This window comes from Candidatus Bathyarchaeota archaeon (assembly GCA_026014465.1).
In the GTDB taxonomy this organism is placed as follows: Archaea; Thermoproteota; Bathyarchaeia; order Bathyarchaeales; family Bathycorpusculaceae; genus JADGNF01.
This window is the reverse complement of the sequence record JAOZID010000010.1, coordinates 1579890-1602510: the sequence shown is the minus strand read 5'-3', so window position 1 is coordinate 1602510 and position 22621 is coordinate 1579890. Positions and strand designations below refer to the sequence as shown.

Here is a 22621-nt window from a genome sequence, read left to right as displayed (position 1 = left end):
AACACCGCACATGTAAAAATATGGCGGTTTGGTTTTAAGGTTTATCGTCGGATATGTCGCTGTCGCGTTTGATGTGGGCTTTGAGGGCGTCGGTGTTGTCTTGGTGGCAGCTTTTGCGTTTCCAGTCTATAGGTATGCCCATTTGGCGTGCGTCAACAGCAGTTAAGCCTGCAGCCGTGATTTCTTTGGGGCTAAAACCTTTGCCCAAGCGGGGTTTGCCGCCGGGGGAAATGATGATGGGTTTTATGTGGTGCATTAGTCGTGGACTCCTGTGCTGCCGTATTTGTGGTGGGGGCGGAATTTCTCTGCGCCTATACCGCGGTGCCGCAGTCCTCTGACGGATTTGCCTGCGCTAGTTAAGCTGCGGTTTGCACGGCGTTTATGCTGTTTCTCGGTTATCCAGTTAACGTCCTTGTCAGATTTAATGACAGGATGCGCCTTGTCAACGAGGATAACTTCAAACCATTTGTGGCGTCCATCTTCGCCTACCCAGTAACTGTTCAAAACTTCTGTGTTTGGGAATTTTCTTCCTGCTCGTTCCTCAGCAATCAAACGCAGGCTTTTCGCGGGCTTGAATTTTTTAACACCCATGCGTTTAGGTCGACGTCCAGCTTTTGGGCGAACCTTGCGCAAGCCACCACGGCGAACGCTCACACGGGCAATAACAAAACCCTGCTTAGCTTTATAACCCAGTTTACGTGCACGATCAAGCCGAAGTGGCCTCTCAACACGCAACACGGTTGGTTCTTTGCGCCACTGAATCAAACGTTGACGCATAAGCTCATCAAGGAAACTATTCTCAGGCTTACGCCATTCCTCAGCTATATACTTGTACGACATCTCTCATTTTCACCTATCAAGTCTTCATCTGTTTACGGTTCAGCCCAAAGGGCCACATCCCAACGGACACGGATGATCCGTCAAATCGGAGAGTTAGATTTCCGCGGTCAAACATAAACCTTTCCAGACGACTGCCCACAAAAGGGTTTACAAATACATTACAAACAAGAGTAAACAGCATTAAATCATAGCAGACAAGGCGCGTAGCTGTTTTGAAGAAAAGAAGAAAAGGGTTAGGGGGCTTTGTAGAATTTGGTTTGGGGTGCGCCGCAGATGGGGCATTTGGTTGGGGCTTGGTTTTCGACGGCGTTGCCGCAGACGCTGCAGATGTAGTAGTCGGTGTTGGGTAGGGGTTGTTTGTTTTTGAGGGCGGTTATGGCTGTTTTGTAGAGGTTTGCGTGGATTTTTTCGACTTGGTTGGCTACATCAAAGCTCCAGGCAGCTTGCTTGTTTTCTTCTTGCTTGGCTTCTTCGATGAATTGGGGATACATTTTTTCGAATTCCAAAGTTTCCCCTGTAAGCGCCGCGCACAGGTTATCAAGGGTGCCTTGGATTTCGCCTGTTATGCGCAGGTGGTTTAGGGCATGCACGGTTTCGGCTTCAGCGGCGGCGCGGAAAAGCTTGGCAACTTGGCTAAAACCTTCCTCTTCAGCTTTCTGGGCAAATGCCAAATACTTTCGGTTAGCCTGAGACTCCCCAGCAAACGCGTCTTTAAGATTCTTTTCAGTTTTGCTCATAACAATTCTCCTAAACACCAAACCAATCCAAAAAGCCAGTAATAAGCACTACTAAAAACAAAAAAGGGCAACCGCAAAAAAGGCGGGGTTACTCAGGCGGGGTGATCTTGATGGCTTGGTTGGGGCATTGGGTTTCGCACGCTAAGCATTGGATGCATTCGTCTTGGCGCACGGGGTCGGATTTTTTCTGCCCATCAGAAGTCTGTGCCCAATCATACAGCGACACAGGACAGGCACTGAGGCAAACACCATCACCCGTACATGCGTCCCAGTCAACCGCCACATTAGTCCCATGAACGCCAAGTTTGCCAGATTCACCGCCCCAAACTTTATGACCATTATGCTCACCAGAAACCTTCAAGTTCTTCTTAAAATCATTATCAATCGGCAAAAACAAATCACCACCATAACTCACCCAAACAACGATATTAAGGGTTTCTACATGGACGTCAAGGGGTTAAGAAATATTGTTGACCCGCTACAGGCAGTTTTAACCAAAACAGCAGCTGCGTGTTGGTTGTAATCAAAAAGTTTTGTCAGTGTTCTTTTGTTTTGGCTAAAGGGTTATATGTTTCTTGGGGGTTTTGTAGGGTTGTGGTTTGTTATGGATGTTTTTAAGGTTTCTGGCGGGGATAAGAGGCATAAAGTTTTGGTTTACGCGCTCAGTACATGTGTTTGGTGTAAGATGACGAAGCAGTTTCTTAAGGATAATGATATTGAGTTTGAGTATGTAGATGTGGATTTGTGCAGTGAAGAGGATAAAGCATCGATTCGCAAGGACATCCAAGAGAAAGGTGCCAGTTTGGGGTACCCCACAACAATTGTTGATGATAAGACGGTGGTTACGGGTTTTCGCAAGGATTTGTTGAAGGAGGCTTTAGAGCTTGGTAAGCATTGAAGAAGTGCGTAAAAGAGCTGAAGCGGACGCGCAAACCTACGGGTACCGTTTGGTTTCTGACCCTGACCTGCTACAAGGCTTGCTGGAAGGCTTAAAAACCAATGAAGAACGCTACGGCTACCCCAGCTGCCCCTGCAGACTAGCCTCAGGAGCCATAGAATACGACCGCGACATCATCTGCCCCTGCGACTACCGCGACCCCGACGTAAACCGATACGGCGCATGCTACTGCCGACTCTACCTAAGAAAAGACATCCACAAATCCAAAGAACTACCCACAGTTCCAGAACGCCGCCCCAAAGAAAAACAAGCCAGAGCATTCCAAAACCCAAAAAAACGCGTCAAAAACAAAACCCAAACAGAAAAAGAAGAACTCATAGAGGGAACATTGGGCACCCAAAAGTTCTGGTACTGCAAACAATGCGGTTACGTAGTGTTTAGGGAAGACCCCCCGTATGTGTGCCCGATTTGCAAGGCAAAAAAAGAAATGTTCACCCAAATAAAAGTGGATGTAGAATTTGCTGGGCAGTAACCACGTTAGGTTTTGGTGATTTCTACTTCGATTTTCGCCCAGTTTTCTTTTATCCCTTTAAGGGCAGAGACGCCGCCGACAACGGTGCCTTCCAAAATTTTCGCCACAAACTCGTTCATGGGAATCTCCACGCCATCTACCTTAAGCTTCATACCCAAATTGGTAACCTCACACAAAACCTTAGCACACAACAGGGTAAAAAATTTTTGGCAACCAACAAACAAAAAGGGTTAGGGTTTTTTGCGGGTTTTACGGGTGTAGCCAAGCAGCAGGGAGGTAGCTGCGAAGAGTAAAGCCACCACAAGCAGGGAAGAGAATTCTGGAATCGTAACTGCAGCGGGTAGCATAAGCGGGTAGTTGTCAGCGTTGTTGCCATACAGAAAATGCGAAGTATCACCTATGCCATCACCGTTTGCGTCGGTGCCTGTGTAATTGCTCCAGTAGTTGCCTTCTTTGCCGTTGTCGTAGTTGTTTGCGGATAAGGGCGGGGGACCTATGAAGTTAAGTGGCTGCACAGAAAAATACGCAAGGGTTTGAATTTTGGGCGAAGTTGATGCGGCGGTTGATACAGCGGTGTAGGGGTTGTTCATGCCTGCGTCGGTTACGTCGTTGGTGTTGTTTTGGAAGTTGTTGAGTAGGATGTTGTTGTTTGAGGCGCTGCTAAAGTAGAGGGCGTTTTGGTTTTGTGTAAAGTTGTTGCTTGAGAGGGTGTTGCTTGAGCTTTCTGAGAGGTAGATGCCGTAGCTGTTGGTTGCAAAGTTGTTGGCAAATATGATGTTGTTGAAGGAGAAGGAACTTAGTTTTATGCCGTGGCTGTTGTTGGTGAAGCTGTTTTGGGTGAGGTTGTTGTCGGAGGAGGAGTAAAGGGTAAGGGTTGAGCCGTTGAGGAAGTTGTTGTGGATAATTGTGGAGTTTGTGGTGGAAGATAGCATGAGGCAGTTGGCGTTGTGGTTAAAGGTGAAGCCTTCAACGGTTATGCATGTGCAGTTAACCAGCACTACAAAGCCTGCGTCTAAAGGAACCGCCCTGTCGATTTGGTTGACCCAGTAGATGATGCTTTTTCCGTCTACCGTGTTGGAGGTGTCGACGTCGTTTATCCAGCTTGAAGAAGAGTAGGCGCTAACGGCTAGGGGTTGGGCATTGTTTTGTAGGGTATTGTTTCTTAGGATGTTGTTTTCGGAGCTAAGGGTTATGCCGGTGTCGTTGTTGTCTGCAATTAGGTTTGCGGTGAGGTTGTTGTTTGCGCCGTTGAGGTTTATGCCGCGGGAGCAGTTTAGCACTTGGTTGGCTTGTATGCGGTTGTTGTCAGCATGAAGTTGCAGGTCAATGCCGCTTAGCGGGTAATTTTTGATGCGGTTGTTTGCGATTGTGCAGTTTGCAGAGTTGTCGATTTGGATGCCTCGGGCCAAGGGGTATTGGGAGGGGATGTAGGTGATGAGGTTATCGGAGAGTATGCAGTTGGAACTAGAGCCGCAGTTTAGGGTATCTATCATGCTGCTTAGGATGGAGTTGTTGGTTACTACGCTGCCGTGCGAAGCATACATGTTCAAACCGTACTCGACAAACGCTTCCACATAGCATCCAGTTACAGTTGTAGAGTTTGCTTCACGCAGCCTAATGCCAGCGCGTTCTGCCCAGATGTTCACGTTTAGGACGTTGCAGTTTGGCGCGCGAGTTAGCATCATGCCGCTGCCCGAGGTTTTTATGTCAAGGTTTTGAATGGTTACATTGGATATGTCTTCCAAAATAACAGAGACGGAGTCATCATCAAATTCGTCTCCGCCCAAAGCGTGTCCTAAGCCATCAAGGACTATGTTGCTTTTTTGGACAGTTATGGTAGCAGAAGTGTTCGCGGTTAAAGTGTAAAGGTCGCCACTGCGCTCGATAAAGTCGGTTCCGTCTACTGTACCATCAGGCATTATGAATACCAAAGTGGGCGGCGTTTGAGCGGTTACAGCAAAGGGAAACAGCACCGCAGATAAGAATAGGGCAGCTACAAGAAGTAGGGCGGGCTTGTTCATGGGAATTTGCCTCCTTGGGTTTTGAATTGTAGTTTTTTCTTGGCTACCAGAGCTGCAATGGTAAAAGCGGCGGCGAAAAGCAGAATTGCTCCAAAGGGTAACTCTGGAATCGTTACGGTGACAGGCTGCATAAGTGGGTAGTAGTCGCTGTTGTTTGCGTAGACTACAAATCGGCTATCACCTATGCCATTGCCGTCTGCATCTTCTCCAGTGTAGCTGCTCCAGTAGTTGCCTTCTTCGCCGTTGTCCCAAAGGTTAGCTGAAGGGGAAGAGCCAACATCGTATGCACCTGCCAAATCATACAAAAGCTGGCTGTTGCCTACAAAATTGTTGCGGTAAAATAGGTTGCCAGATGAGGGCGTGTATGTCATGGGTCCACCCAGAAACGTGATTTTGCCGCCGCTTATGTAGACGGCGTAGCCGTTGTTGGTTACGTTGTTGGCGGTAAAGTTGTTGTTTGGGGCGCCGTAGAGGTAGATGGCGTTGGTGTTGTTTGCTATGAGGTTGTTTGTTATGGTGGAGTTTTGGGTAAATGCTAGGGTTATGCCGCGGGTTTGGTTTGCGAGGTTTAGGTTTTTAACGGTTATTTGGGAGCAGTTGACTAGGGCAACAAATCCTGCGTTGGATGGAACGGTTTGGTTGTGCTGGTTGACCCAGTAACAGACGGGTTTGGCGTCTATGGTGTTTGAGGAGTCAACGTTGTTGGCGAAGTAGTCACTGGAGATTGATAGGCTTTCATTGTTGCCTAAGAACTGGTTGTCTGTGAGAATGTTGTTAGTTGACTGAAAAGTTACTGCTTGCCCGTTTGCAGAAAAAACATTGCCGGTTATGTTGTTTGAACCACTGGCGCACAGGATTGCTTGCTGGTTACGGATGAAAGTGTTGTTTTGGATTTTTAGTGCGCCGCGTACGGATATGGTGTTTCCGTTGTCTGCAAACAGATTGGCGAGTATGAGGTTGTTGTTGGAGGCGTCATCGCCAGAGTTGGACATAGCAGAGTTGCAATCAGAGATGCTGTTGTTTGAGAAAACGTTGTTGTTTGAGCCTGCGAGGTTTATGCCGCGGGTAGTGCAGTTAGAAACCGTGCAGCCTGTGACAAGATTATCATGGGAGCCATCAAGCTGGATGCCTATAGCTTGGTCTTTTATGGTGCAGTTTGTAACGGTGTTTTCAGAGGAGTTGAGCAGTCTGACGCCGTCGGCTCTTTCAATAAAGATGCTGTTAGATACTGTGCAGTTTTGTGAGAGAATCAAAATCACGCCTTGCGAATCCACATCTTGAACTTGGATGCGTGTGCAGTTAACCAAGACAACATAGGAGGCGTTGGAAGGAACTGTTTTGTCGGCGTGGTTTAGCCAGTAATATACGGGTTTTCCGTTGATGGTGTTTGTGGAATCAACTGTGTTGTTGTAGTCGTGGCCTGAATATAGGCGAACTCCTATGCCTTGTTCGCAGTTGATTGCTTGGTTGCCGCTTAGAAAGTTGCCGTTGGAACGGTCGATGTCTATGCCTACGATGCTGTCGTAGAAGCGGTTTTGGATTACTGTGTTGTCTTGGGAGGAGGAAAGCGATATGGCGTAGAAGCTTTTGGTTATGCTGTTGTTTTCAATGTGGTTGTTTGTTGAATACAAAAGGTTCATGCCCAAGGGTCCAATTAACCGCACGGGCTCAGAAGGCTCAGGCAACCCAGGAATACTCAACGGCTTAGGAGTTCCCACCAAAACGTTATCTATAATTTTGCAGTTTGAAGCGCTTCTAAGGTCTAAAAGGTAGCCGCCGTCAAGAAAAACAACCAAGTTTTTAACCGTCACGTTTTGCCGTTGCTCTAAAACCACGCCGCGGTTTTCTTCACTGTCCACAGCATATCCTGCCCCGTCAACTATGATGTTGTCGCGTTCCACATAGAGGGGGAGGGTGAGGCTTTCGGATAAGGTGTAGATGTTGCCGCTGCGTTGGATGCTGGTTGTGCCATCTATGGTGCCGTCGGCGAGGATGGTTATTCTTGGGGAAGAAGCCGCGTAAACCAAACTGCCCGAAAAACACGCAGCCAACGCACTGCATAAAAGAGATAACAAAAGCAATTCTGCTACAAGGCGGCTTTGCATACTAGTTTCCTCAGGCAACTGCTAGGGCTTATCCGCAGATAAAACGGTTTTTGTAAGGGTTTATTGACCAATCAGGCAGGGAGGGTGGTCAAGATTTCTTGACAGCGCCTTTGGTTGGTTAGGTTGTAGGAGAAGGAGAGGGTTATTTGATGTTGTTTCTTCGGTCCAGGGGGGTTTGGGTGGTGTATGTGAAGAATTTGCAGCGTCTCCAGCGTTGGTAGAGGGTTTTCATGGCCACGGGTTTGAAGCGGCACAGGAAGAAAACAACGTTGCCGTCTTTCCAGTAGCTCTCGAGGTTTTTGCAGTCGCAGCATTGGACGAAACCTTTTTCGTAACCAGTAAGCTCATCCATAGGTAAACCACCTTGAAAGTTTAGATAAAACAATGATAATATAAGAACTTGAGGAAACAACTGCAGGGGAGTTCATGTTTGACCGCGAGAGGTTTTCTCCTGTGTGTAACATGTTTCATTTGACGTAAATTTTTTAATAAATGGTTTTTTGTAAGCTTTTTTTGACCAGAGAAAGAATGTGCTGCAGGTTCTTTTTGTCAAGGTTTCTTGACTTGTGTTCCGTGGTTGCATCATAGTTATCTAAGAGTTTTACCCATAGTGTTTCTGAGTGAAGGGCATGTCTGGTTCAGAGGAAGAGATTTACTCAACCATTTTTAGTTCTTTGAAGCATCCCGCGCGTCGCAAGATTTTGCGGATGCTTTCGGAAAAGCCGATGACGTTTTCTCAGATGCTTGAGGAGCTTGGGATTTCCAGTTCGCATTTGACGTATCATCTTGAAAGCTTGGGGGAACTGTTGTCGAAGTTGGAGGACGGCAAATACAAGCTTTCGGCTTTTGGAGAAGCCTCAGTGTGTACCATGGAACGAGTAGAAGAAGCCCCCGCCCTAAAATCAAGAAGCCTCTTCACGTTGCCCCTGAAATGGAAAACTCTTTTTGGGGCGCTCATGGTCATAGTTGTGCTTTTGGCGGGTTTCTCGGCTATCCAGTACAACACTTTAAACCAGCTAACAAGCGAGCAAGAAGCATTAAAGTCGGATTTGGAGAGGGTCACAGCCCAAAACCAGCAGCTGCTTTCATGGGGCACAGGAACGGATAAAGCCATAGCATTCATACGCGACGTCATAGAAATTGACATGACCCATTATCAGGCTACGTTGCTTAGTGACACGGTGGAGTACCGCGAAGATTTAGGCGGCGTTATAGAGGAAGTGCTCAAGTACTCCCTAACCAGCTCCAACAGCAAAATCGACGTAGTCCTCAGGTTCAGAGACAACCACTTCTCCAGATACCAACTATACATAGCAGAAGGCACCCCCATCTACACGCAGCCCCAATCAACAAACGCGATAGCCACCACAAAAGCCATCCTCGAGAAATACCAGACCTACTCAGGCGACGCCTACCTTGCGCAGATGCAGCAGCTTATGGAAGCCATAAACGAATCCAGCAACAACCAAACAACCAATGCAAACATGAAATTCACCATAGTAACATCGGGAACCACAGAGGAAATCTTGCTGCAGTATACAGAGGACGGCGTAGATTTTTCAGCTAAAAGCCTGCGCGTAGTCTTCCAAGACAACACTTTGGTCGAAGTTACCGACGGCTGGTTCCTGCTAAATATAGGCAGCACCCAAGTTAACATCCAACGCGAACAAGCCATAGAACTCGCCAAAACCTACGCAGAAACCTTCACATGGACAGTCAACGGCACCCAAATCGGCAACTTTACCATACTAGAAACCCCCGCCAAAGTACAGTTCATCCCACACCCCAGAGACGAATACCTCTCCTTGGTTCCTTACTGGTACATAACCCTGCAACTAGACAAAACCTATCCAGGGCAGATAAACCGCATAGCCGTGGGAATCTGGGCAGATACGGGAGAAATGGCAAACATTCAAGCGTTAACAGGCTAAAAACCGTTTAAGATAAAAGACAAAATAGACCCGCATGAGAGGGTGAAGCGAACTCTGACTGCTAAGTCCGCTCCACCACACACATAGGAGGGTGGTGAACAGCAACCTTTTTCCTATGCGTACTCTCTTAGTGCGGAGTCAATCCAGTTTGTGTGTGTTTTTTCGGCGTATTCTTCAAATCTTCCCATTAGCTCGCTGGTCATTGGTTATCACCTTTTTCGATACACACACGTATGTACTGAACAATATAAACCCAGTTGAGATTTGTTCATAAAATTTATGAAAACATACACGTTTGCACACACAAAACGGTTTTAGTCAGACACAACCAGATAGGCACCCACACAAACAAGAGCCACCAACGGCACAGAAGAGGAAAACCATATACTTTGTGGCTCTACACTTAACTGGGTGGTTGTTTGGGTAAGTCTGTGGAGGATTTTGAGCTTAAAGATCGCGCGGCAAAAATCATAGAGCTTTTAGAGAAAGAGCATCCTGACGCTAAAATTGCACTGAATTTTTCTAACCCTCTAGAGTTGTTGGTAGCTACGGTTCTTTCCGCGCAATGCACAGACGAACAAGTGAACGCTGTCACCCAAAAGTTGTTCAAGAAATACACCAAAGCCCAAGACTACGCCAACGCAGACATAACCCAGCTAGAGCAAGACATACGCTCCACGGGCTTTTACCATAACAAAGCAAAAAACCTTCAAGGGCTAAGCAGGATTTTGGTGGAAAAACACAGCGGTAAAGTCCCCAACACCATGGAAGAACTAGTCGAGCTGCCAGGCGTGGCTAGAAAAACCGCCAACATTGTCTTGTTTAACGCTTACGGAATCATAGCGGGCGTTGCGGTGGATACGCATGTTCACAGGTTATCTCAACGGCTTGGGTTTACGCAAAACAAAGTGCAAGACAAAATAGAAAAAGACCTCATGGCGTTGGTGCCAAAAGAGCAGTGGATGCATTTAACGGATGTGTTGATTTTTCATGGCAGACGTGTGTGCAATGCAAAAAAACCAAAATGCGACCTGTGCGTCATAAGCCAGTTGTGCCCGTCCGCGTTTAGCTTTGGCAAGTAGCGTTAGTGTTTTATTTGGCAACACGCATTTGTTTGGTGAGGTTTCCAAATGTCACACAGTCCACACGCCAGAGTTACTCCAAAGGTAGGAGAGAAAGCACCCAGCTTCAACCTACCCGATACTGACCTAAAATACCGCAAACTAGAAGATTTCCAAGGAAAAAAAGTGGTTTTAGCCTTCTTTGTAGGAGCATTCACGAAGGTTTGTACCATGGAGATGTGTAGTTTTCGGGATTCCATGGCGCATTTAATGGATTTAGAAGCGCAAATTTTAGGCATAAGCGTCAACGACCCCTTCACAAACAAGGCATTTGCAGAAAACAACAAATTAGCCTTCCCGATTCTTAGCGACCACAGCCGCGACGTCATCAAAAACTACAACCTAGAAAGCCCCGACTACAACGGACTCAAAGGATACAGCACAGCAAAACGCAGCATATTCGTTTTGGACAAAAACGGCATAATCCGCTACGTCTGGATAAGCGAAGACCCCAACGTAGAACCCGACTACCAAAAAATCGAGCAAGCCCTAAAAGAAATCAAATAAACCACAGGCAGATGCATTCCAGCAAATTCGCGACAAAAGAAAAGGTTACATGCTGTGAAAGCAGCGTCTTCTTTTTTTGGTTTTGCCGTGGGGGTTAGGTTTGTTGGATTTCGGTTAGTTCGAATTTTATGTGTTTGGGGTAGAGCCAGTATGCTTTGAGAAAGTTTTCTGTGGGTTGGTCTGCGTTTTGGGTTTTGAAGAGTTCAGCGTATTCGGGGGCAACGTCTTCAACGGTTTGTGCAGTGTAGATTTTTAGTCGCACTATGGAGGCTTGTCCGACTTTAACGCTCTCTACGGGAACTTCCTCTGGGACATCCAAGCCAAAGGGCAAGCTGGTGGCTAAGTCCATGGCAGCGATTTTTCGAATTTGCATGTTCTTAGCTTTTACTTGAATGGGTCGCAGGTCAGAGCCTCGAAAGACCCAAGTTTTCTGGTCAGGTTGTGGCGTGGGGTTTGTCAAAGCGTTTCATCCAAGCTAAGGTAGTTAGGGGCACAGTTAATCTTTTTCGGGTCAACTCTGTTGTTTGAGCGGTTTATAGTAAGGCTTTAAAGCAAACATGGGCATAGAGAGCACTCGGTAGAGCAGATGGATAACTGGAAAATTATCGGCAAAATAGCCACGGCTTTTGGGATAACCTGCTTGGTCTTCGCAGTTGTCTCAGCATTCATAGAATACAACATCATCAGACTAACCACAAGCTTTGCGCCCGCAAGCTACGTCCAGCTAAACGTCGTGGCACAGATGCTTCCGTTTCTGCTTTTCGCAGCTTTATCATTCATAGTCGCAGGAATCACCCTACGCATCGAAAAAGAACCCATCCAAGAAACACAGCCGCAGGAACAGCCACAAACCCAAGAGACCCCAAGCATGTAAACAGGTCGCACCAAACAAAAAGTTGCACCTAAAGAGATTTCCAAAAATTAAATATGCGCCATTGCATCTTGTGGAAATGGAGTTAAAACACGATGATGCCACACGTGTACGCTTTTAGGGAGATGCGGCGGCGAAAGTTTCGCACAGTAACTAATGTTTTGGGGTTTGTTTTGGTTGTTGCCACATTGATTGCGTTGGTTAGCGCAGCGCAGGGCTGGGAATCCACCACCGCAACGCCTCTTAAAGACATTGGCACGGATTTGATTTTGATTTACTCGGCACCAGTGGTCCCATCAGGCACAGGCTGCTACATAGCTAACCACCTCTTTTCGTTCCCGTTCAACCAAAGCATCATTGACGAAATCGCACAAGTTGACGGCGTAGAAAACTCTGTCCCCGTTCTAATGCACAGAATGGGAGCCATAGTATTCACAGGCATAGACCCCACCCACACCCAAACCAACGCAGTTTTGCCACGCGACATAGTAGAAGGACGCTTCCTAACCCAAAACGACGGCGCAGCAGCTCTAGTTGACAACGAATACGCCCAGCTAAACAACCTAACCGTAGGCTCGAATGTAGCTTACATGAAAGGCAAATACGAAATCGTCGGCTTAGTCAACGTGGACGCCGCAAACATTTTGAAGTCACACATTTACGTGAATTTGCCAGTGGGTCAAAAATCGCTTCCCGAAGACAGCACAGGACTAGTTAACGTGGCTTTGATTAGTGTGGATGACCCCCGAGATGTAGACCAAGTATCTGACGAGTTGGCGGGTCGATGGTTGGGGGCAACGCCAATTGCAGCTTCGGATTTAGCAGCCAAAACCTCTGAGGTCATAACCATCGGGGAAGAAACTGCATGGTACATTTCTATAGCTGTGGCGGTGGTTGCGGTTTTGTTTACGGTTCGCTCGCAGGTGTCGGCGGTTTCAGAACGCACACGCGAAATTGGCATCTTAAAAGCGATTGGCTGGAGCAGCGGCGATGTTGTCAGCCAGATATTTATTGAATCCGCGCTTCAAGGCGTCATAGGTGGCGTTGTAGGTTGCATCGCAGGATACGGCGTTGCGTGGTATTTCCTGTCCACTACTGCGGGAAGCACAGCAGTTGTTGACCCCACAGTCTTGCTGGTCGGATTCACAGTAGCACTCCTAAGCGGCATAGTTGCGGGGCTGTATCCATCATGGAAAGCCGCCCGACTAACACCCGCCCAAGCCCTAAGAACAATATAACAAAGAAGAGAACAAAAATGCCAGAAAACATCATCCAAGCCCACGGTCTCACCAAAACCTACCAAATAAAAAACGGCGCCAAAATAAACGCTGTAGACAACGTTGATTTGGAAGTTCCTGAGGGACAGTTTTTGGCTGTTGTTGGGGCGTCGGGAAGCGGCAAAACCACGCTGCTAAACTTGTTGGGAGGCTTAGACAAACCCACAAAGGGCAAAGTGGTTGTGGCGGGCACGGAGGTTTCAGCGTTGGGGGAGTCTGAGTTGACAAGATTTAGGCGGCGGATGGTGGGGTTTGTTTTTCAAGCCTTCAACCTGATTGGGACACTGACGGCGTCTGAGAACGTGCAAGCCGCCCTTGCTCCCACGGGTACGCCAGCAAAGCAGCAGGCACAACGCGCTCAAGAGCTCTTAGAACTGGTGGGGTTGCAGCGGCAAAGCACCCAGCTACCCGTGCAGCTTAGCGCAGGCGAACAGCAAAGAGTAGCCATCGCCCGAGCCTTAGCCAACAACCCCAAAATCCTACTCCTTGACGAACCCACAGGCAATCTCGATACCCAAACAGGAAAACAAATCATGCAACTCTGCCAACAAACCAGCAAACAACACGGACAAACCATCATAGCCGCCACCCACGCAGAATACATCACCAAGCACGCAGACCAAACCCTGCACATGAAAGACGGCAAACTCACCAACACGTAAACAGCAAAAACCAGAGCAGGCAACAGTAAAACCAGAAGCATGTACAAGGTTATGGTTGAGTAGGTTATAACAACATTTAAGTTGATTTTTTGGAATAAAGAAGCGTGTTGGGGTTTGTATGAGAAGTAGCGTTACTGCTGTGGCTTATCCGACGATTCCGATTGTTTTTGTGTCGTCAGTTCATCCTGATAGGATTCCGCTTCATAACAGTATGGGGCTTGCAGTTACAGATGTTAAAGAGAAAACAAGGGTTAAAACAATAGTTAGGGTTATCCCTGAGAGGAGAAAGCTTGAGTTCGTACTAAACGGCGAGGTTTCTAAAGAAAAACAAGAAGACATGCGCAGGCTTGTTAAGGTGTTTGAGAAGAAATCTGGAAACGCCAATGTTGGATTGAGTATAACCTCAGATAATCACAAGGTCTACTCGGGCAGCAGTGATGCGGGCGCAGCGGCACTGGTTGTTGCTTTAAACGAACTATTTGAAACAAGCATGACCCAAGACGAACTCTCTGATGTTTCCCAGATACTATCAGAATCAGCCATCCGAGCCATGTATGGGGGAATTAGCGAAATCAACGTTGACGGCTACCCAAAAATGTATGGGAAACTCGTCGCAGACAAAAAAGACTTAGAGGAGCTAAAGATTTTTGCAGTTGGCTTTGATTACCCTTCAAGAGTTTCAGCAGAAGAGATATTTCACGCGACAAGAAGCAGCCCGTTCTACAAGTACCGCCTTGAGATGATACCTCAGTGGATTGCCAAAATCAAACTGGGTCTACTGCATAAAGACTGGGACACGGTATTTGCTGTTGCAGAGGAAAACTGTGCAAACGCGCATTATCTGTACGAGTCAGTTGGGCTTCGTTCAAGAAGAAAAGAGATGATGAACGTTGTTATTGACGTGGAGGATTTGCGAAAACAGGGCTTATCCTGCTATTGGACGGCAGGTGGAGGAAAAGTCATAAACATCTTCACATGGGGCGAGGACGCCGACAAAGTCAAAGCCGAACTAACCAAAAAAGGACACGCCATAACAGAGTACAAAGTAGCATCGGGAGCAAAAGTAACAAACCAGATGTGATTTGATGATATATGGTAGCAAAAACCGCTCAGAACTACTTCTCGCAACAGGTCTGGACTTAGAAAAAATCGCAACAGTTCTATCTTCACGCGATATTGAGGATAAACTCTTAGAGTTTGGCGAAAAATACCTCGAAAGGTACCAAACCTACAGAGAATACACCGAACTCGTGCAAGCAGGAGAAGTAAAAGATGCGCTTATTCCGATAATCGCAGCAGTTCCAGGTGTGGGAAAAACAACGGTTGCCCGCGAAATCGCCACCGCCTTTGGAATAGGAAACGTCATGGGCGGCGATGCTATGAGAGCCGCGTTCAGGGCGTTAATTAGTGAGAAGGAGCACCCCGAATTTTTCTGCAGCGTATACGAAGCATACAAAGTTGTCGGAGACAAAACCCAAACAAAAGAAAACATCTCTAAGGGATTTTACACGCAGGCTTTTTTGATGAATAAGCTTATGCAAAAGATTGTGGCGGATAGGGGAATTCGTGACGGGGAGAGCATGGTTATTGAGTACCTTCATTTTTTGCCCACACAATATGAAGAAGAAGTTCTACGTTACCCCGGGGTAATTCCTATTGTGCTTAGGTTGGACTCAAAAGAAGAACACACAAAACGGCTCGAAGACAGAGAAACCTCCTCACACCTAAAAGGAAAAGGCCAACGCCTAATCGAAGCACTATACAAATACCGAATAATGCAAGAAATCCAATGCACCAACGCCAAACAAGCAGACATCCCAATCATACCCACAGACAACCCCAACACGGCACTCGACAACATATTCACAACCATACACATCCACATCAAAAAAACAATACAACAAAAAAACACACCACACAACATCAACCAAACCATACAAAAAATAATGAACAACAACCTCAACCAAAAAACAACACAGTAAAACAGAAGCCGCAAAATCCAACGTTAAGAGAATAAACTTTGAAGCACAGGTTGAGAAGGATGGTGTGGTGCCGAGGGCAGGGTTTGAACATGCGACAACTCGGTCTTCAGCCGAGCGCTCTCCCAGGCTGAGCTACCTCGGCACGCAGCTTTGGGAGTTACCAAATCAAAAGTAAAGTGATGTGCTTTAAAGTTTTCTGAATGCACAAACCAGATACTTGGGCTCGTAGTGAAGAATAGAGGGGAAAGGTTTTATGTTGGTGAGGTGCGTAGTTTGTTTCTTGGGTGCTCCTGTTTTGGGGCCGTTAGTCTAGTTGGCTAGGACGTCGCCCTCACGCGGCGAAGATCACCGGTTCAAATCCGGTACGGCCCACTTTTGGTTTAGTTGCAGGGTTTGGTTTTGTTGATTATGATTTTGTTGGTCGCGCCGTGGCTTTTGCGGGTTATGAGTCCTTTGGTTTGAGGTAGTCTAGGGTGCAAGTGATTTGGCTTTGGGGAACCTGTTTGGGTGTGTAGGGGACTGGGAGGATTTCGCCGTGGCTTGGGCGATTCGCTAAGATTTTTCGTTTATCACCATCTAAGAGGCGTAGGGCTAATTCGATGTCGATTTCAGAGTTGTCGGCGAAACAACCCTATGTTTACGTGAAATGCATTTCAACTAGGCAAAAATATGCAGTTAACCGTATTTACAATCACTGCCAGCTGTGGAGTTAGGGTTTTAGGGCGGCGGCGAGTTTGGCGGTGTGGGCGAACATGACGCAGTGTCCATCGTTGGGGAAGATTTCGAGTTTGGCGTCGGGGAGGAGTTTGGCGAGTTGGTGGGCGTTTTTTGTGGGGCAGGTTTTGTCTTGGCTGCCTTGCCAGAGCGTGACGGCGCCTTTGGGAATTTGCTCTAAAGGTTCACTCCAGGGCTTTAAAAACAGCATGTGCTCTTGGTAAACCGCTTTCACCCCACAGCCATCTTGCCTAAACCCTTCCTCCACTGCACCATACATAAGCCTTAACCAGTTGGGGTCAGAAAAAAAACGGGCATCAGCTGCAGGCCAATCAGCAACCATACCCTTCCCGCCACGCGACTCCAAATAACCCTCAATATCACGGTTAGCATTAAAAACGGATTTGCGAAACATGCTCAACCCAAACTTTGCAATCAAAGAGTTTTTCATGGCGAACTTGACAAGTGGATTACCGTTGTGCGCTGTGGAGGGGTCAAAAGGCAAAGAAGGGCAACCGACCGCAACTACGTGGTTTATTTGTTTGGGGTTTAAGGCGGCGTATGCTAAGGCGAAGGTTCCGCCTCCGGACCAGCTTAGCACATTGAATTTGTCGATGCCCAAGTATTCTGTGAGGGCGTTGATGTCGGGGGCGAAGTCTCGTAGGCGGCTGCGGTTTTTGAATGTGGACAAACCGTATCCGGGGCGGTCTACGCCGATTAATTGTATGCCGTGCGGGGTTAGCTGTTTTAGAAGCAGGGTTTCTAGGCGGCTGCTTGCGGTTCCGTGAAAGTAAACCACTGGGGTGCCTGTGCCTTGGGTTAGGTAGCCGAGTTGTCTGCCGTCGGGCAGGGTGAGGGTTTGGCTGCTCATCAACTCAGGACCAAAAAGTTACCAGAGGGTTAGGTAGATGTTGCTGCCTTCTTTGTGGGCGCGTATAAGTTCGCAGTGCCTTAGTATGGCGAATTCAGAATCTAAAACTTCAGGTTTTAGGTTCAGAGCTTCTAGAATTTCTTTTTTGGTTACTCTGCGGTTCTCCATTATGAAATGATAAATTTTAGTCTGCTGCTCCGTTAAACCCTCAGCGCCTTTTTGCCCCATCTGCCTACGAACAGACAAAGCCGAAGCCACAGCCAACGGGTCACAAGCCTGAGGCGGATGAGACTCCTCCATATAACAATCCTCACACAAAACCCCACCACGAAACTCAACAGCATCCTCCTCCGAAACATCACAACCACAAGAACCACACTTCAACATAAACAACACATCACAACAACAAAATACAAACACCACATATTTTTCTTTTCTCCCAAAACACAAAAACACCACACCGCGATAAATGGGGTCTGCGCCAAGCAATCATCATCTCCCCGTCAGACTGGGACGGCAACATCATCCCCCACACACAAACAATCAAACCAATCAAATAAACATTCACAGGATATACTGTGAGGTGTTACGGGTTTTTGATGATAGAAGGTTATTGCTGTTTGTTGGTTTGTTAGGTAAATTTTATAATTGTGAGGAGTACAGGTTTTATTATGGATAGAATTTTTGCGTGTTTTGAGTTTTATTGCAACTGCGATAAGTATTATTGCAGAGGTTAGGGGCAAAAGTATAGCTGTTGGAAACTGGGGGGTTGTTGTGGCAGGAGCGAGTTTTGTTGTCCATATGTTTTGGGTGTTTTGTTGGTTCCAGGTTCCTGTGCAGATGTAGCCGCTGTTGTCGTTGGTTTGGGTGATGCTGTAGGGGACGCCGGAGCCTGTGTTTAGTTCGGTGTTTATGTTGCCTGAGTTGTCGAGGTGGGCTATCCAGCCGCCGTTGAAGCTGCCGCAGATTATGTAGCCGTCGTATGCTGGGGTGATGTCGTGGATTGTGCTGGTTTGGTGGTATGTTTGGTTCCAAAGGATTGTGCCTTGGGGGTCTGTTTTGATTAGCCAGCTGTATTGTTGGTTGGGGGATTGGGCTATGTAGCTGCCGCCCAGCAGAAAACCAGTTCCGTCAGAAGCCAAGGTTGCGCATTGCAGATGTGAAGAGACGCGGTTGGGGTTGGTGTATTCTTGGGTCCAGTTTACGCTGCCGTCAAGGTTAACGTTTAGAAGGGCGCTGTGGGAGCCGCCTCCGCTACTGGGAAAATATGAAAGAAACGTGAAGCTCTCGCTGTTAGCTTGGAGAAGAGTGGGTGTTCCGCCGTTGCCTAAGGTCTTGTTTAGCAGCAATTCCCCTGAGGAGGTGACTTGCGCAAAAAACAGTAGCGGAACATATTTGGGGTAGGTGTATCCTGCGGCTAAATCGTAGTCGCCAAACAGGACGTAGCTTTCGTCGTCGAGTTGGGTTAGGCTGTGTATGGCTGCGTTGCCGATGGGTTCGGGGTCGGCGTAGGTTTGGGTCCATTGGATTTCTCCGTTGGAATCGGTTTTTAGGAGGCAAAATCGGCTGATGATGTGAAGGTTTTGGTCGGTGTAGTCGACTACTACGCCGCCGCCTATTAGGTAGCCTTTGTCGTTTGTTTGGATTATGCATTGCAGTTTAGGTGCGGCGCCTTGGATTTGGTAGGTTTTGTGCCAGAGCAGGTTTCCTTGTGAATCCAGTTTGTACAGAACTGAGGCGTAGTTGCCAAAGTAGGGTTGGTCATCTCTGGTTAAAACTGACGCGTTTTGCCCTAAAATCAAGTAGCCGCCATCGGAGGTTTGAAGGATTTTTTGTCCGTCGATACCTGAGAGGAACTGTTCCCACTCCACTTCTAAAGAGGCAACCTGAGCATCTACAAGGGCTAGGCTAGAAGACAAAACCAGCGCCGCTAACAGGAAAGCCAAAACTGCCTTCTGCACAGTCAAACGCTCCACCACTTATTCTAACGCAACCTGCAAAATAAAACACTTGTTTTAGGAGCCAGTTTGGTGAGGCGTAGAAGCTGCCAAAAACACTTAATAGTTAGAAATACATAACCTTATGTTAGATATAACCCATAATTTGGGTTAACTTAAACAGAGGTCAACACAATGGAAAAAATCAGAAAAGCACTATTCTTTCTGGGCATAGCAGTCTGTTTAGCTGGAGCAGGGCTAATGGCTGAGGGTGCAGTTTTTGGGGAAACAACAACAGGCATCGCCACCGTACTAGTAATCATTGGAATCGGCTTAATTTCAACCCAAAGAAAAACAATGACCAAAGGAGGCAACTAGACATGGCGGGGTTTGAATGGCCAACAATTTTCATCGCCAACGCGGTGCTAATTATCCTGCTGGGGGTATTTGCGGTTTGGAAAACACAAAAGGACAGGAAAGCAGGTTACCCGACAAAAGATGAACGAACGGTAAAGATTCAGGGAAAAGCGGCGATGGGGACTTACTGGATTACTCTTGCGTTTATGGTTTCAACGTTGATATGGATCATATTTGGTAAAGAGTTTTTGAATTTGCCTGAGTTGGAAACGGGATGGACGGTAATTGCCATAATGATAGTAGACGGAATCTCGTTTGGCTTGCTTAGCTGGTACTACGCCAAAAAAGGAGAACCCTGAAAACAATGAAGTTCAAAACCCGAATCAAAGAATTCAGAGCCAAATACGACCTGACCCAAGACGACCTCGCCAAAGCCGTAGGCGTACGAAGAGAAACCATCCTCTACCTTGAAAAAGGCAAATACAACCCCTCACTCATACTCGCCCACCAAATAGCCCAAACCCTCAAAACCACCATAGACGAACTCTTCATCTTCCAAAACCAAACCAACAACTAGCCCCACACCCTTTTCCTTTTTACAGCAAAAAAGACAGCAGCAACCAAGTACCCAAGATTACTTCAAAAACCAAAATTAGCAAGGCACCAAAATTCCAAGGAGCTTTGACGTGGGGCTTTGCAAGGGCAGCTGCGTTGCCTATGGCGTAGGTGATGCTTGCGGCGATTCCAAACCAGCCAATAAGCGGCGGCACCAAAGTGGCGTATACAACAAAGAGGGCAGAGTAGGCGAGGGTGCCAGCGGAGAAGAGAAGTTGGGCGAGTAGGAAAACGTGGTTTTTGGTTTTGAGTATGCCGTGGGCTTGGCTGCTGAGGATATGTTGTTGGGTTTTGTCTGCGGTTTGGTGTTGGCGTGCGAGTTTGTGGAGTTGGTAGTAGCTTTTTTTGTTGTAGATTTGGATTGCGGCTTCGGTGCTACGGAAAATAACCCAGAGGGCGGCAAGCAGTAAGCTGTAGACGTTAAAAGCTAAGAACAGCGAGAGCGCCAAAGCAAGTATACCCATGTGTTCGGCGAGGATTAGAGCAGTTGCGGTTTTAAAGCACCTTTGGTCAGAAGCGATTTTTTGCAGTTGCGCCTGCGCATCTAAACTGCTAAAGGTCTCATAGCCAAACCTGCCGCTCGCAACGTTAGTAACTATAATGAACCAGAACAGAAAACCCGACAAAACCACTTCAACAACCAAAGCAACCACCACCGCTCCATCTACCAACCAACTATTAACAGTTTAGGATATAAACAACAGTCGGTGAAAGGCTATTTTTTGTTTGGTACCCAGCGGTGTTTGGGGTTGGTGCCTTTGGGTTTGGCTGCTTGGTAGTTGCATTTGTAGCATTTGCCGTCGTGCACGGAGGTTATGTCGCCGCAGTTGGGGCAGCGGTACCGTTGGGCTTGGGTTTTTAGGAATGCGTCCATGCCTTTGTCGCGGATGTCTTTTTGGTTTTGTATCATGCTCATGCCGTAGCGGGCTTGGTAGTGTGCGTCGATTTTGGAGAGGTTTTCGCAGGGCATGTCGGGGCATTGGTAGCAGAAGCGCAGCTGGTTTTTGCGGATTTTCACGCAGCCCTTTTTGATGAACGCGCAGTTTTTGTTTCGCTCCAAACAGCCGCTGCAATGCGACACCAAGCCCTTCTGGTAGGGCACTTTGCGTGAATACGCAAGATATGCTTTGCAGACGCCGCAGTTCATGCCGCATGGCGCAACCAAATCCGCAGAAAACACATCAGTCATACCCAACAGTACACGCAAACGCTAATTAGCCTTCCCGCAGGCGCTCGCCACAAACGGTAGCATCACACAAGGGCAAATCCACAGGTCATTGAATGATAAACGCCAAAACATAACATTAAGGCATCAGGTAAAACCTTTTAATTGAAAACCTTATATACGCAACGCAAAGAGAAGGGAAGATGTGACAGTTAATGAGTTCTTCTGAAAATGCAAAGAAAGAAAAAACGACCTCGGGAATAATTTGGTTAAAAGAGGGCGTAGCAGCGTCACTGGCAATAATTATTATTGTGGCTATACTGGTTTTTCTTGCGCCTGCTCTTTTGGCTTCTCCTGCGGATGCGACTAGTGCACAGGCGATTTTTGCTGTTTTAGGCGGTTGGGGTGGAGTTGTAATAGGGTACTATTTTGGGAGGATACCTGCTGAGAAAGCTGCGGAGAAAGCTGAAGCAGTAGCAGAGACCGCAACGCAAAGAGCCGAAGCCGCAGCGGAAACAGCAAGAGCGCAAAGAGACAAAACTGAAAAAGAAAAACTCAAAGAAATAGCAAATGTAAACCAAAAACTCTGCGCATACAAAGACCAATTCAAAGAAGTACTAAAAATCATAGAAGATGCAGAAGGAGATATTAAACAGAAACAAGAAAATAAGTGAAGGAAGGTGTAATGAACATGACCGACAACTTGGAAGAAGCACTCAAAAAGATTGAGTTAGCCAAATCAAAAGCTAAACACGCCATCAAAATGATCGAAGAAGACCAAGAAGAAACAAGAAAAAAACTGGAATAACACCACACCAACCTATTAACCTATTAACAGCCTAATAGATGGCAAATAGCAATTCTATGCAGAAACCTATAGGGGGAGGGTCTACCAAATCCCCTGCAAATCTTTGTTAGATGTTTTAGAGGCAGAGTTGCGGCGTTTGGGTTGTGCGTGGTTTTGAGGATGCCAAGGCAAATTGGTTTTTGGTTTGGAAGAGCCCAAGTTGTTGATTTGCGTTAAACGCGTGTGATGTTTGATGCTTATTTTTGGTTTTGTGGTACTTCATGAACTGTCCAGTTCTCATCAACCCACAAGCCCAAAAGGTGCCCATTAAAGCCCTGCTGGCGAAGTGTTGATAGGGATTTTTGGAGTTGTTTTAGCTGCGTGTTTTTGCTAACGGGGTTTGCGGCACAATCGTAGTTAGCAACAACAGCCAAGCAGCGTGAACCGTGTTTTTCCTGCGAAATCTTTAGACGCTCCCAGATAGAATCCAGTTTAGCTGCGTCTTTGGCTTCAGAAATGATTTTCACAGGAGCAGGCTCAGTGATAACGTCAACAAAATCAACACTGAATCTGCTTTTCAAGTAAACAAGGACAGGCAACTGCACCCGCCCATCAATACAATTAATAACCGTCCCAAACCCCACGCCAACCACTCCAAACACGCATCCTACATAACCCAAAACAAGTTATT

At 47.1% G+C, this 22621-nt stretch carries 29 protein-coding genes and 2 tRNA genes; 15 read left to right on the top strand and 16 right to left on the bottom strand.

Going from position 1 to position 22621, the window contains the following annotated elements; all coding sequences use genetic code 11:
• Positions 1-34: 34 nt before the first annotated feature.
• The 4 genes from NWF04_10430 to NWF04_10415 all read right to left on the bottom strand — a co-directional run bounded on the left by NWF04_10430 (position 35) and on the right by NWF04_10415 (position 1968).
• A complete protein-coding gene (locus NWF04_10430) occupies positions 35-256 on the bottom strand; it encodes a ribosomal protein L13e (protein MCW4006986.1) in 222 nt (73 codons plus the stop codon).
• Positions 256-840, bottom strand: coding sequence for a 50S ribosomal protein L15e (locus NWF04_10425; protein MCW4006985.1), 585 nt, complete (start codon positions 838-840; stop codon positions 256-258). Before NWF04_10425 ends, NWF04_10430 begins: the two co-directional genes overlap by 1 nt.
• A gap of 233 nt (positions 841-1073) precedes the next feature.
• Positions 1074-1577 (bottom strand): rubrerythrin family protein, encoded by a 504-nt coding sequence (locus NWF04_10420; protein MCW4006984.1) that lies wholly within the window; start codon positions 1575-1577, stop codon positions 1074-1076.
• 88 nt (positions 1578-1665) lie between these two features.
• Positions 1666-1968 carry a ferredoxin family protein gene (locus NWF04_10415; GenBank protein MCW4006983.1) on the bottom strand — a complete coding sequence of 101 codons (303 nt, stop codon included), beginning with the start codon at positions 1966-1968 and terminating at the stop codon, positions 1666-1668.
• A gap of 213 nt (positions 1969-2181) precedes the next feature.
• On the opposite strand from NWF04_10415, the gene NWF04_10410 reads away from it, so the two are divergent.
• The gene (locus tag NWF04_10410) at positions 2182-2475 is read left to right on the top strand and encodes a glutaredoxin family protein (GenBank protein ID MCW4006982.1); all 294 of its coding nucleotides are present in this window, start codon (positions 2182-2184) and stop codon (positions 2473-2475) included.
• A complete protein-coding gene (locus NWF04_10405) occupies positions 2462-3007 on the top strand; it encodes a ferredoxin:glutaredoxin reductase (protein ID MCW4006981.1) in 546 nt (181 codons plus the stop codon). The genes NWF04_10410 and NWF04_10405 overlap by 14 nt, the downstream gene beginning before the upstream one ends.
• A 5-nt stretch (positions 3008-3012) precedes the next feature.
• On the opposite strand, the gene NWF04_10400 is transcribed toward NWF04_10405, so the two are convergent.
• The 4 genes from NWF04_10400 to NWF04_10385 form a co-directional block, all read right to left on the bottom strand.
• A complete protein-coding gene (locus NWF04_10400) occupies positions 3013-3159 on the bottom strand; it encodes a hypothetical protein (GenBank protein ID MCW4006980.1) in 147 nt (48 codons plus the stop codon).
• A gap of 78 nt (positions 3160-3237) precedes the next feature.
• Complete coding sequence (locus NWF04_10395) at positions 3238-5028, bottom strand: right-handed parallel beta-helix repeat-containing protein (GenBank protein MCW4006979.1); 1791 nt, start codon at positions 5026-5028, stop codon at positions 3238-3240.
• Positions 5025-7133 carry a right-handed parallel beta-helix repeat-containing protein gene (locus NWF04_10390; GenBank protein ID MCW4006978.1) on the bottom strand — a complete coding sequence of 703 codons (2109 nt, stop codon included), beginning with the start codon at positions 7131-7133 and terminating at the stop codon, positions 5025-5027. The genes NWF04_10395 and NWF04_10390 overlap by 4 nt, the downstream gene beginning before the upstream one ends.
• A gap of 142 nt (positions 7134-7275) precedes the next feature.
• On the bottom strand, positions 7276-7485 hold the full coding sequence (locus NWF04_10385; GenBank protein MCW4006977.1) for a hypothetical protein: 210 nt from the start codon (positions 7483-7485) through the stop codon (positions 7276-7278).
• 277 nt (positions 7486-7762) lie between these two features.
• On the opposite strand from NWF04_10385, the gene NWF04_10380 reads away from it, so the two are divergent.
• The 3 genes from NWF04_10380 (at position 7763) to NWF04_10370 (ending at position 10692) form a co-directional block, all read left to right on the top strand.
• Positions 7763-9064, top strand: a complete 1302-nt coding sequence (locus NWF04_10380; GenBank protein ID MCW4006976.1) for a winged helix-turn-helix domain-containing protein — start codon at positions 7763-7765, stop codon at positions 9062-9064.
• Positions 9065-9483: 419 nt separating this feature from the next.
• Positions 9484-10146: an endonuclease III gene (gene nth / locus NWF04_10375; protein MCW4006975.1), complete on the top strand. Its 663-nt coding sequence runs from the start codon at positions 9484-9486 to the stop codon at positions 10144-10146.
• A gap of 48 nt (positions 10147-10194) precedes the next feature.
• Positions 10195-10692, top strand: a complete 498-nt coding sequence (locus NWF04_10370) for a peroxiredoxin (GenBank protein ID MCW4006974.1) — start codon at positions 10195-10197, stop codon at positions 10690-10692.
• A 94-nt stretch (positions 10693-10786) separates the two neighbouring features.
• Here NWF04_10370 and NWF04_10365 read toward each other — a convergent pair whose 3' ends face one another.
• Positions 10787-11152 carry a hypothetical protein gene (locus NWF04_10365; protein MCW4006973.1) on the bottom strand — a complete coding sequence of 122 codons (366 nt, stop codon included), beginning with the start codon at positions 11150-11152 and terminating at the stop codon, positions 10787-10789.
• A gap of 126 nt (positions 11153-11278) precedes the next feature.
• Between NWF04_10365 and NWF04_10360 the strand changes: the two genes are divergently transcribed.
• The 5 genes from NWF04_10360 (at position 11279) to NWF04_10340 (ending at position 15484) form a co-directional block, all read left to right on the top strand.
• Positions 11279-11566, top strand: coding sequence for a hypothetical protein (locus tag NWF04_10360; protein MCW4006972.1), 288 nt, complete (start codon positions 11279-11281; stop codon positions 11564-11566).
• 92 nt (positions 11567-11658) lie between these two features.
• A complete protein-coding gene (locus tag NWF04_10355; GenBank protein MCW4006971.1) occupies positions 11659-12801 on the top strand; it encodes an FtsX-like permease family protein in 1143 nt (380 codons plus the stop codon).
• A 17-nt stretch (positions 12802-12818) separates the two neighbouring features.
• Positions 12819-13502: an ABC transporter ATP-binding protein gene (locus NWF04_10350; protein ID MCW4006970.1), complete on the top strand. Its 684-nt coding sequence runs from the start codon at positions 12819-12821 to the stop codon at positions 13500-13502.
• Between the two features lie 118 nt (positions 13503-13620).
• Positions 13621-14583, top strand: a complete 963-nt coding sequence (locus NWF04_10345; protein MCW4006969.1) for a hypothetical protein — start codon at positions 13621-13623, stop codon at positions 14581-14583.
• Between the two features lie 4 nt (positions 14584-14587).
• Positions 14588-15484 carry an AAA family ATPase gene (locus tag NWF04_10340; GenBank protein MCW4006968.1) on the top strand — a complete coding sequence of 299 codons (897 nt, stop codon included), beginning with the start codon at positions 14588-14590 and terminating at the stop codon, positions 15482-15484.
• Positions 15485-15549: 65 nt separating this feature from the next.
• Here the strand turns inward: NWF04_10340 and NWF04_10335 are convergent.
• Positions 15550-15626, bottom strand: a tRNA-Phe gene (locus tag NWF04_10335).
• 156 nt (positions 15627-15782) lie between these two features.
• On the opposite strand from NWF04_10335, the gene NWF04_10330 reads away from it, so the two are divergent.
• Positions 15783-15856: transfer RNA gene (locus tag NWF04_10330), tRNA-Val, on the top strand.
• Between the two features lie 337 nt (positions 15857-16193).
• On the opposite strand, the gene NWF04_10325 is transcribed toward NWF04_10330, so the two are convergent.
• From NWF04_10325 to NWF04_10315, 3 genes are all read right to left on the bottom strand, one after another.
• Entirely contained in the window at positions 16194-17069 is an 876-nt protein-coding gene (locus NWF04_10325) for an alpha/beta hydrolase (protein MCW4006967.1), read from the bottom strand.
• Positions 17070-17087: 18 nt separating this feature from the next.
• Positions 17088-17369: a hypothetical protein gene (locus NWF04_10320; protein MCW4006966.1), complete on the bottom strand. Its 282-nt coding sequence runs from the start codon at positions 17367-17369 to the stop codon at positions 17088-17090.
• A gap of 203 nt (positions 17370-17572) precedes the next feature.
• Complete coding sequence (locus NWF04_10315) at positions 17573-19036, bottom strand: hypothetical protein (protein MCW4006965.1); 1464 nt, start codon at positions 19034-19036, stop codon at positions 17573-17575.
• A gap of 165 nt (positions 19037-19201) precedes the next feature.
• On the opposite strand from NWF04_10315, the gene NWF04_10310 reads away from it, so the two are divergent.
• Genes NWF04_10310 through NWF04_10300 form a run of 3 tightly spaced genes read left to right on the top strand, consistent with a single transcriptional unit; the run spans position 19202 to position 19940 of the window.
• On the top strand, positions 19202-19384 hold the full coding sequence (locus NWF04_10310; protein MCW4006964.1) for a hypothetical protein: 183 nt from the start codon (positions 19202-19204) through the stop codon (positions 19382-19384).
• A gap of 2 nt (positions 19385-19386) precedes the next feature.
• The gene (locus NWF04_10305) at positions 19387-19722 is read left to right on the top strand and encodes a DUF2178 domain-containing protein (protein ID MCW4006963.1); all 336 of its coding nucleotides are present in this window, start codon (positions 19387-19389) and stop codon (positions 19720-19722) included.
• A gap of 5 nt (positions 19723-19727) precedes the next feature.
• Positions 19728-19940, top strand: coding sequence for a helix-turn-helix transcriptional regulator (locus tag NWF04_10300; protein ID MCW4006962.1), 213 nt, complete (start codon positions 19728-19730; stop codon positions 19938-19940).
• A 19-nt stretch (positions 19941-19959) separates the two neighbouring features.
• Here the strand turns inward: NWF04_10300 and NWF04_10295 are convergent, their stop codons facing one another.
• Together NWF04_10295 and NWF04_10290 are read right to left on the bottom strand one after the other, a co-directional pair.
• On the bottom strand, positions 19960-20622 hold the full coding sequence (locus tag NWF04_10295; GenBank protein ID MCW4006961.1) for a DUF4386 domain-containing protein: 663 nt from the start codon (positions 20620-20622) through the stop codon (positions 19960-19962).
• Positions 20623-20693: 71 nt separating this feature from the next.
• On the bottom strand, positions 20694-21167 hold the full coding sequence (locus NWF04_10290) for a DUF3795 domain-containing protein (protein ID MCW4006960.1): 474 nt from the start codon (positions 21165-21167) through the stop codon (positions 20694-20696).
• A 191-nt stretch (positions 21168-21358) separates the two neighbouring features.
• Here NWF04_10290 and NWF04_10285 point away from each other — a divergent pair, with 191 nt between their 5' ends.
• Entirely contained in the window at positions 21359-21817 is a 459-nt protein-coding gene (locus NWF04_10285) for a hypothetical protein (GenBank protein ID MCW4006959.1), read from the top strand.
• A 370-nt stretch (positions 21818-22187) separates the two neighbouring features.
• Here NWF04_10285 and NWF04_10280 read toward each other — a convergent pair whose 3' ends face one another.
• Positions 22188-22592 (bottom strand): hypothetical protein, encoded by a 405-nt coding sequence (locus NWF04_10280; protein MCW4006958.1) that lies wholly within the window; start codon positions 22590-22592, stop codon positions 22188-22190.
• Positions 22593-22621: the final 29 nt, after the last annotated feature.

Coding starts and splice junctions, on each gene's coding strand:
- NWF04_10360 (MCW4006972.1), top strand. CDS start 11,279: ATGGATAACTGGAAAATTATCGGCAAAATAGCCACGGCTTTTGGGATA.
- NWF04_10320 (MCW4006966.1), bottom strand. CDS start 17,369: ATGGAGGAGTCTCATCCGCCTCAGGCTTGTGACCCGTTGGCTGTGGCT.
- NWF04_10290 (MCW4006960.1), bottom strand. CDS start 21,167: ATGACTGATGTGTTTTCTGCGGATTTGGTTGCGCCATGCGGCATGAAC.
- NWF04_10400 (MCW4006980.1), bottom strand. CDS start 3,159: ATGAAGCTTAAGGTAGATGGCGTGGAGATTCCCATGAACGAGTTTGTG.
- NWF04_10385 (MCW4006977.1), bottom strand. CDS start 7,485: ATGGATGAGCTTACTGGTTACGAAAAAGGTTTCGTCCAATGCTGCGAC.
- NWF04_10370 (MCW4006974.1), top strand. CDS start 10,195: ATGTCACACAGTCCACACGCCAGAGTTACTCCAAAGGTAGGAGAGAAA.
- NWF04_10390 (MCW4006978.1), bottom strand. CDS start 7,133: ATGCAAAGCCGCCTTGTAGCAGAATTGCTTTTGTTATCTCTTTTATGC.
- NWF04_10340 (MCW4006968.1), top strand. CDS start 14,588: ATGATATATGGTAGCAAAAACCGCTCAGAACTACTTCTCGCAACAGGT.
- NWF04_10420 (MCW4006984.1), bottom strand. CDS start 1,577: ATGAGCAAAACTGAAAAGAATCTTAAAGACGCGTTTGCTGGGGAGTCT.
- NWF04_10325 (MCW4006967.1), bottom strand. CDS start 17,069: ATGAGCAGCCAAACCCTCACCCTGCCCGACGGCAGACAACTCGGCTAC.
- NWF04_10425 (MCW4006985.1), bottom strand. CDS start 840: ATGTCGTACAAGTATATAGCTGAGGAATGGCGTAAGCCTGAGAATAGT.
- NWF04_10310 (MCW4006964.1), top strand. CDS start 19,202: ATGGAAAAAATCAGAAAAGCACTATTCTTTCTGGGCATAGCAGTCTGT.
- NWF04_10350 (MCW4006970.1), top strand. CDS start 12,819: ATGCCAGAAAACATCATCCAAGCCCACGGTCTCACCAAAACCTACCAA.
- NWF04_10300 (MCW4006962.1), top strand. CDS start 19,728: ATGAAGTTCAAAACCCGAATCAAAGAATTCAGAGCCAAATACGACCTG.
- NWF04_10345 (MCW4006969.1), top strand. CDS start 13,621: ATGAGAAGTAGCGTTACTGCTGTGGCTTATCCGACGATTCCGATTGTT.
- NWF04_10410 (MCW4006982.1), top strand. CDS start 2,182: ATGGATGTTTTTAAGGTTTCTGGCGGGGATAAGAGGCATAAAGTTTTG.
- NWF04_10305 (MCW4006963.1), top strand. CDS start 19,387: ATGGCGGGGTTTGAATGGCCAACAATTTTCATCGCCAACGCGGTGCTA.
- NWF04_10285 (MCW4006959.1), top strand. CDS start 21,359: ATGAGTTCTTCTGAAAATGCAAAGAAAGAAAAAACGACCTCGGGAATA.
- NWF04_10430 (MCW4006986.1), bottom strand. CDS start 256: ATGCACCACATAAAACCCATCATCATTTCCCCCGGCGGCAAACCCCGC.
- NWF04_10395 (MCW4006979.1), bottom strand. CDS start 5,028: ATGAACAAGCCCGCCCTACTTCTTGTAGCTGCCCTATTCTTATCTGCG.
- NWF04_10380 (MCW4006976.1), top strand. CDS start 7,763: ATGTCTGGTTCAGAGGAAGAGATTTACTCAACCATTTTTAGTTCTTTG.
- NWF04_10355 (MCW4006971.1), top strand. CDS start 11,659: ATGATGCCACACGTGTACGCTTTTAGGGAGATGCGGCGGCGAAAGTTT.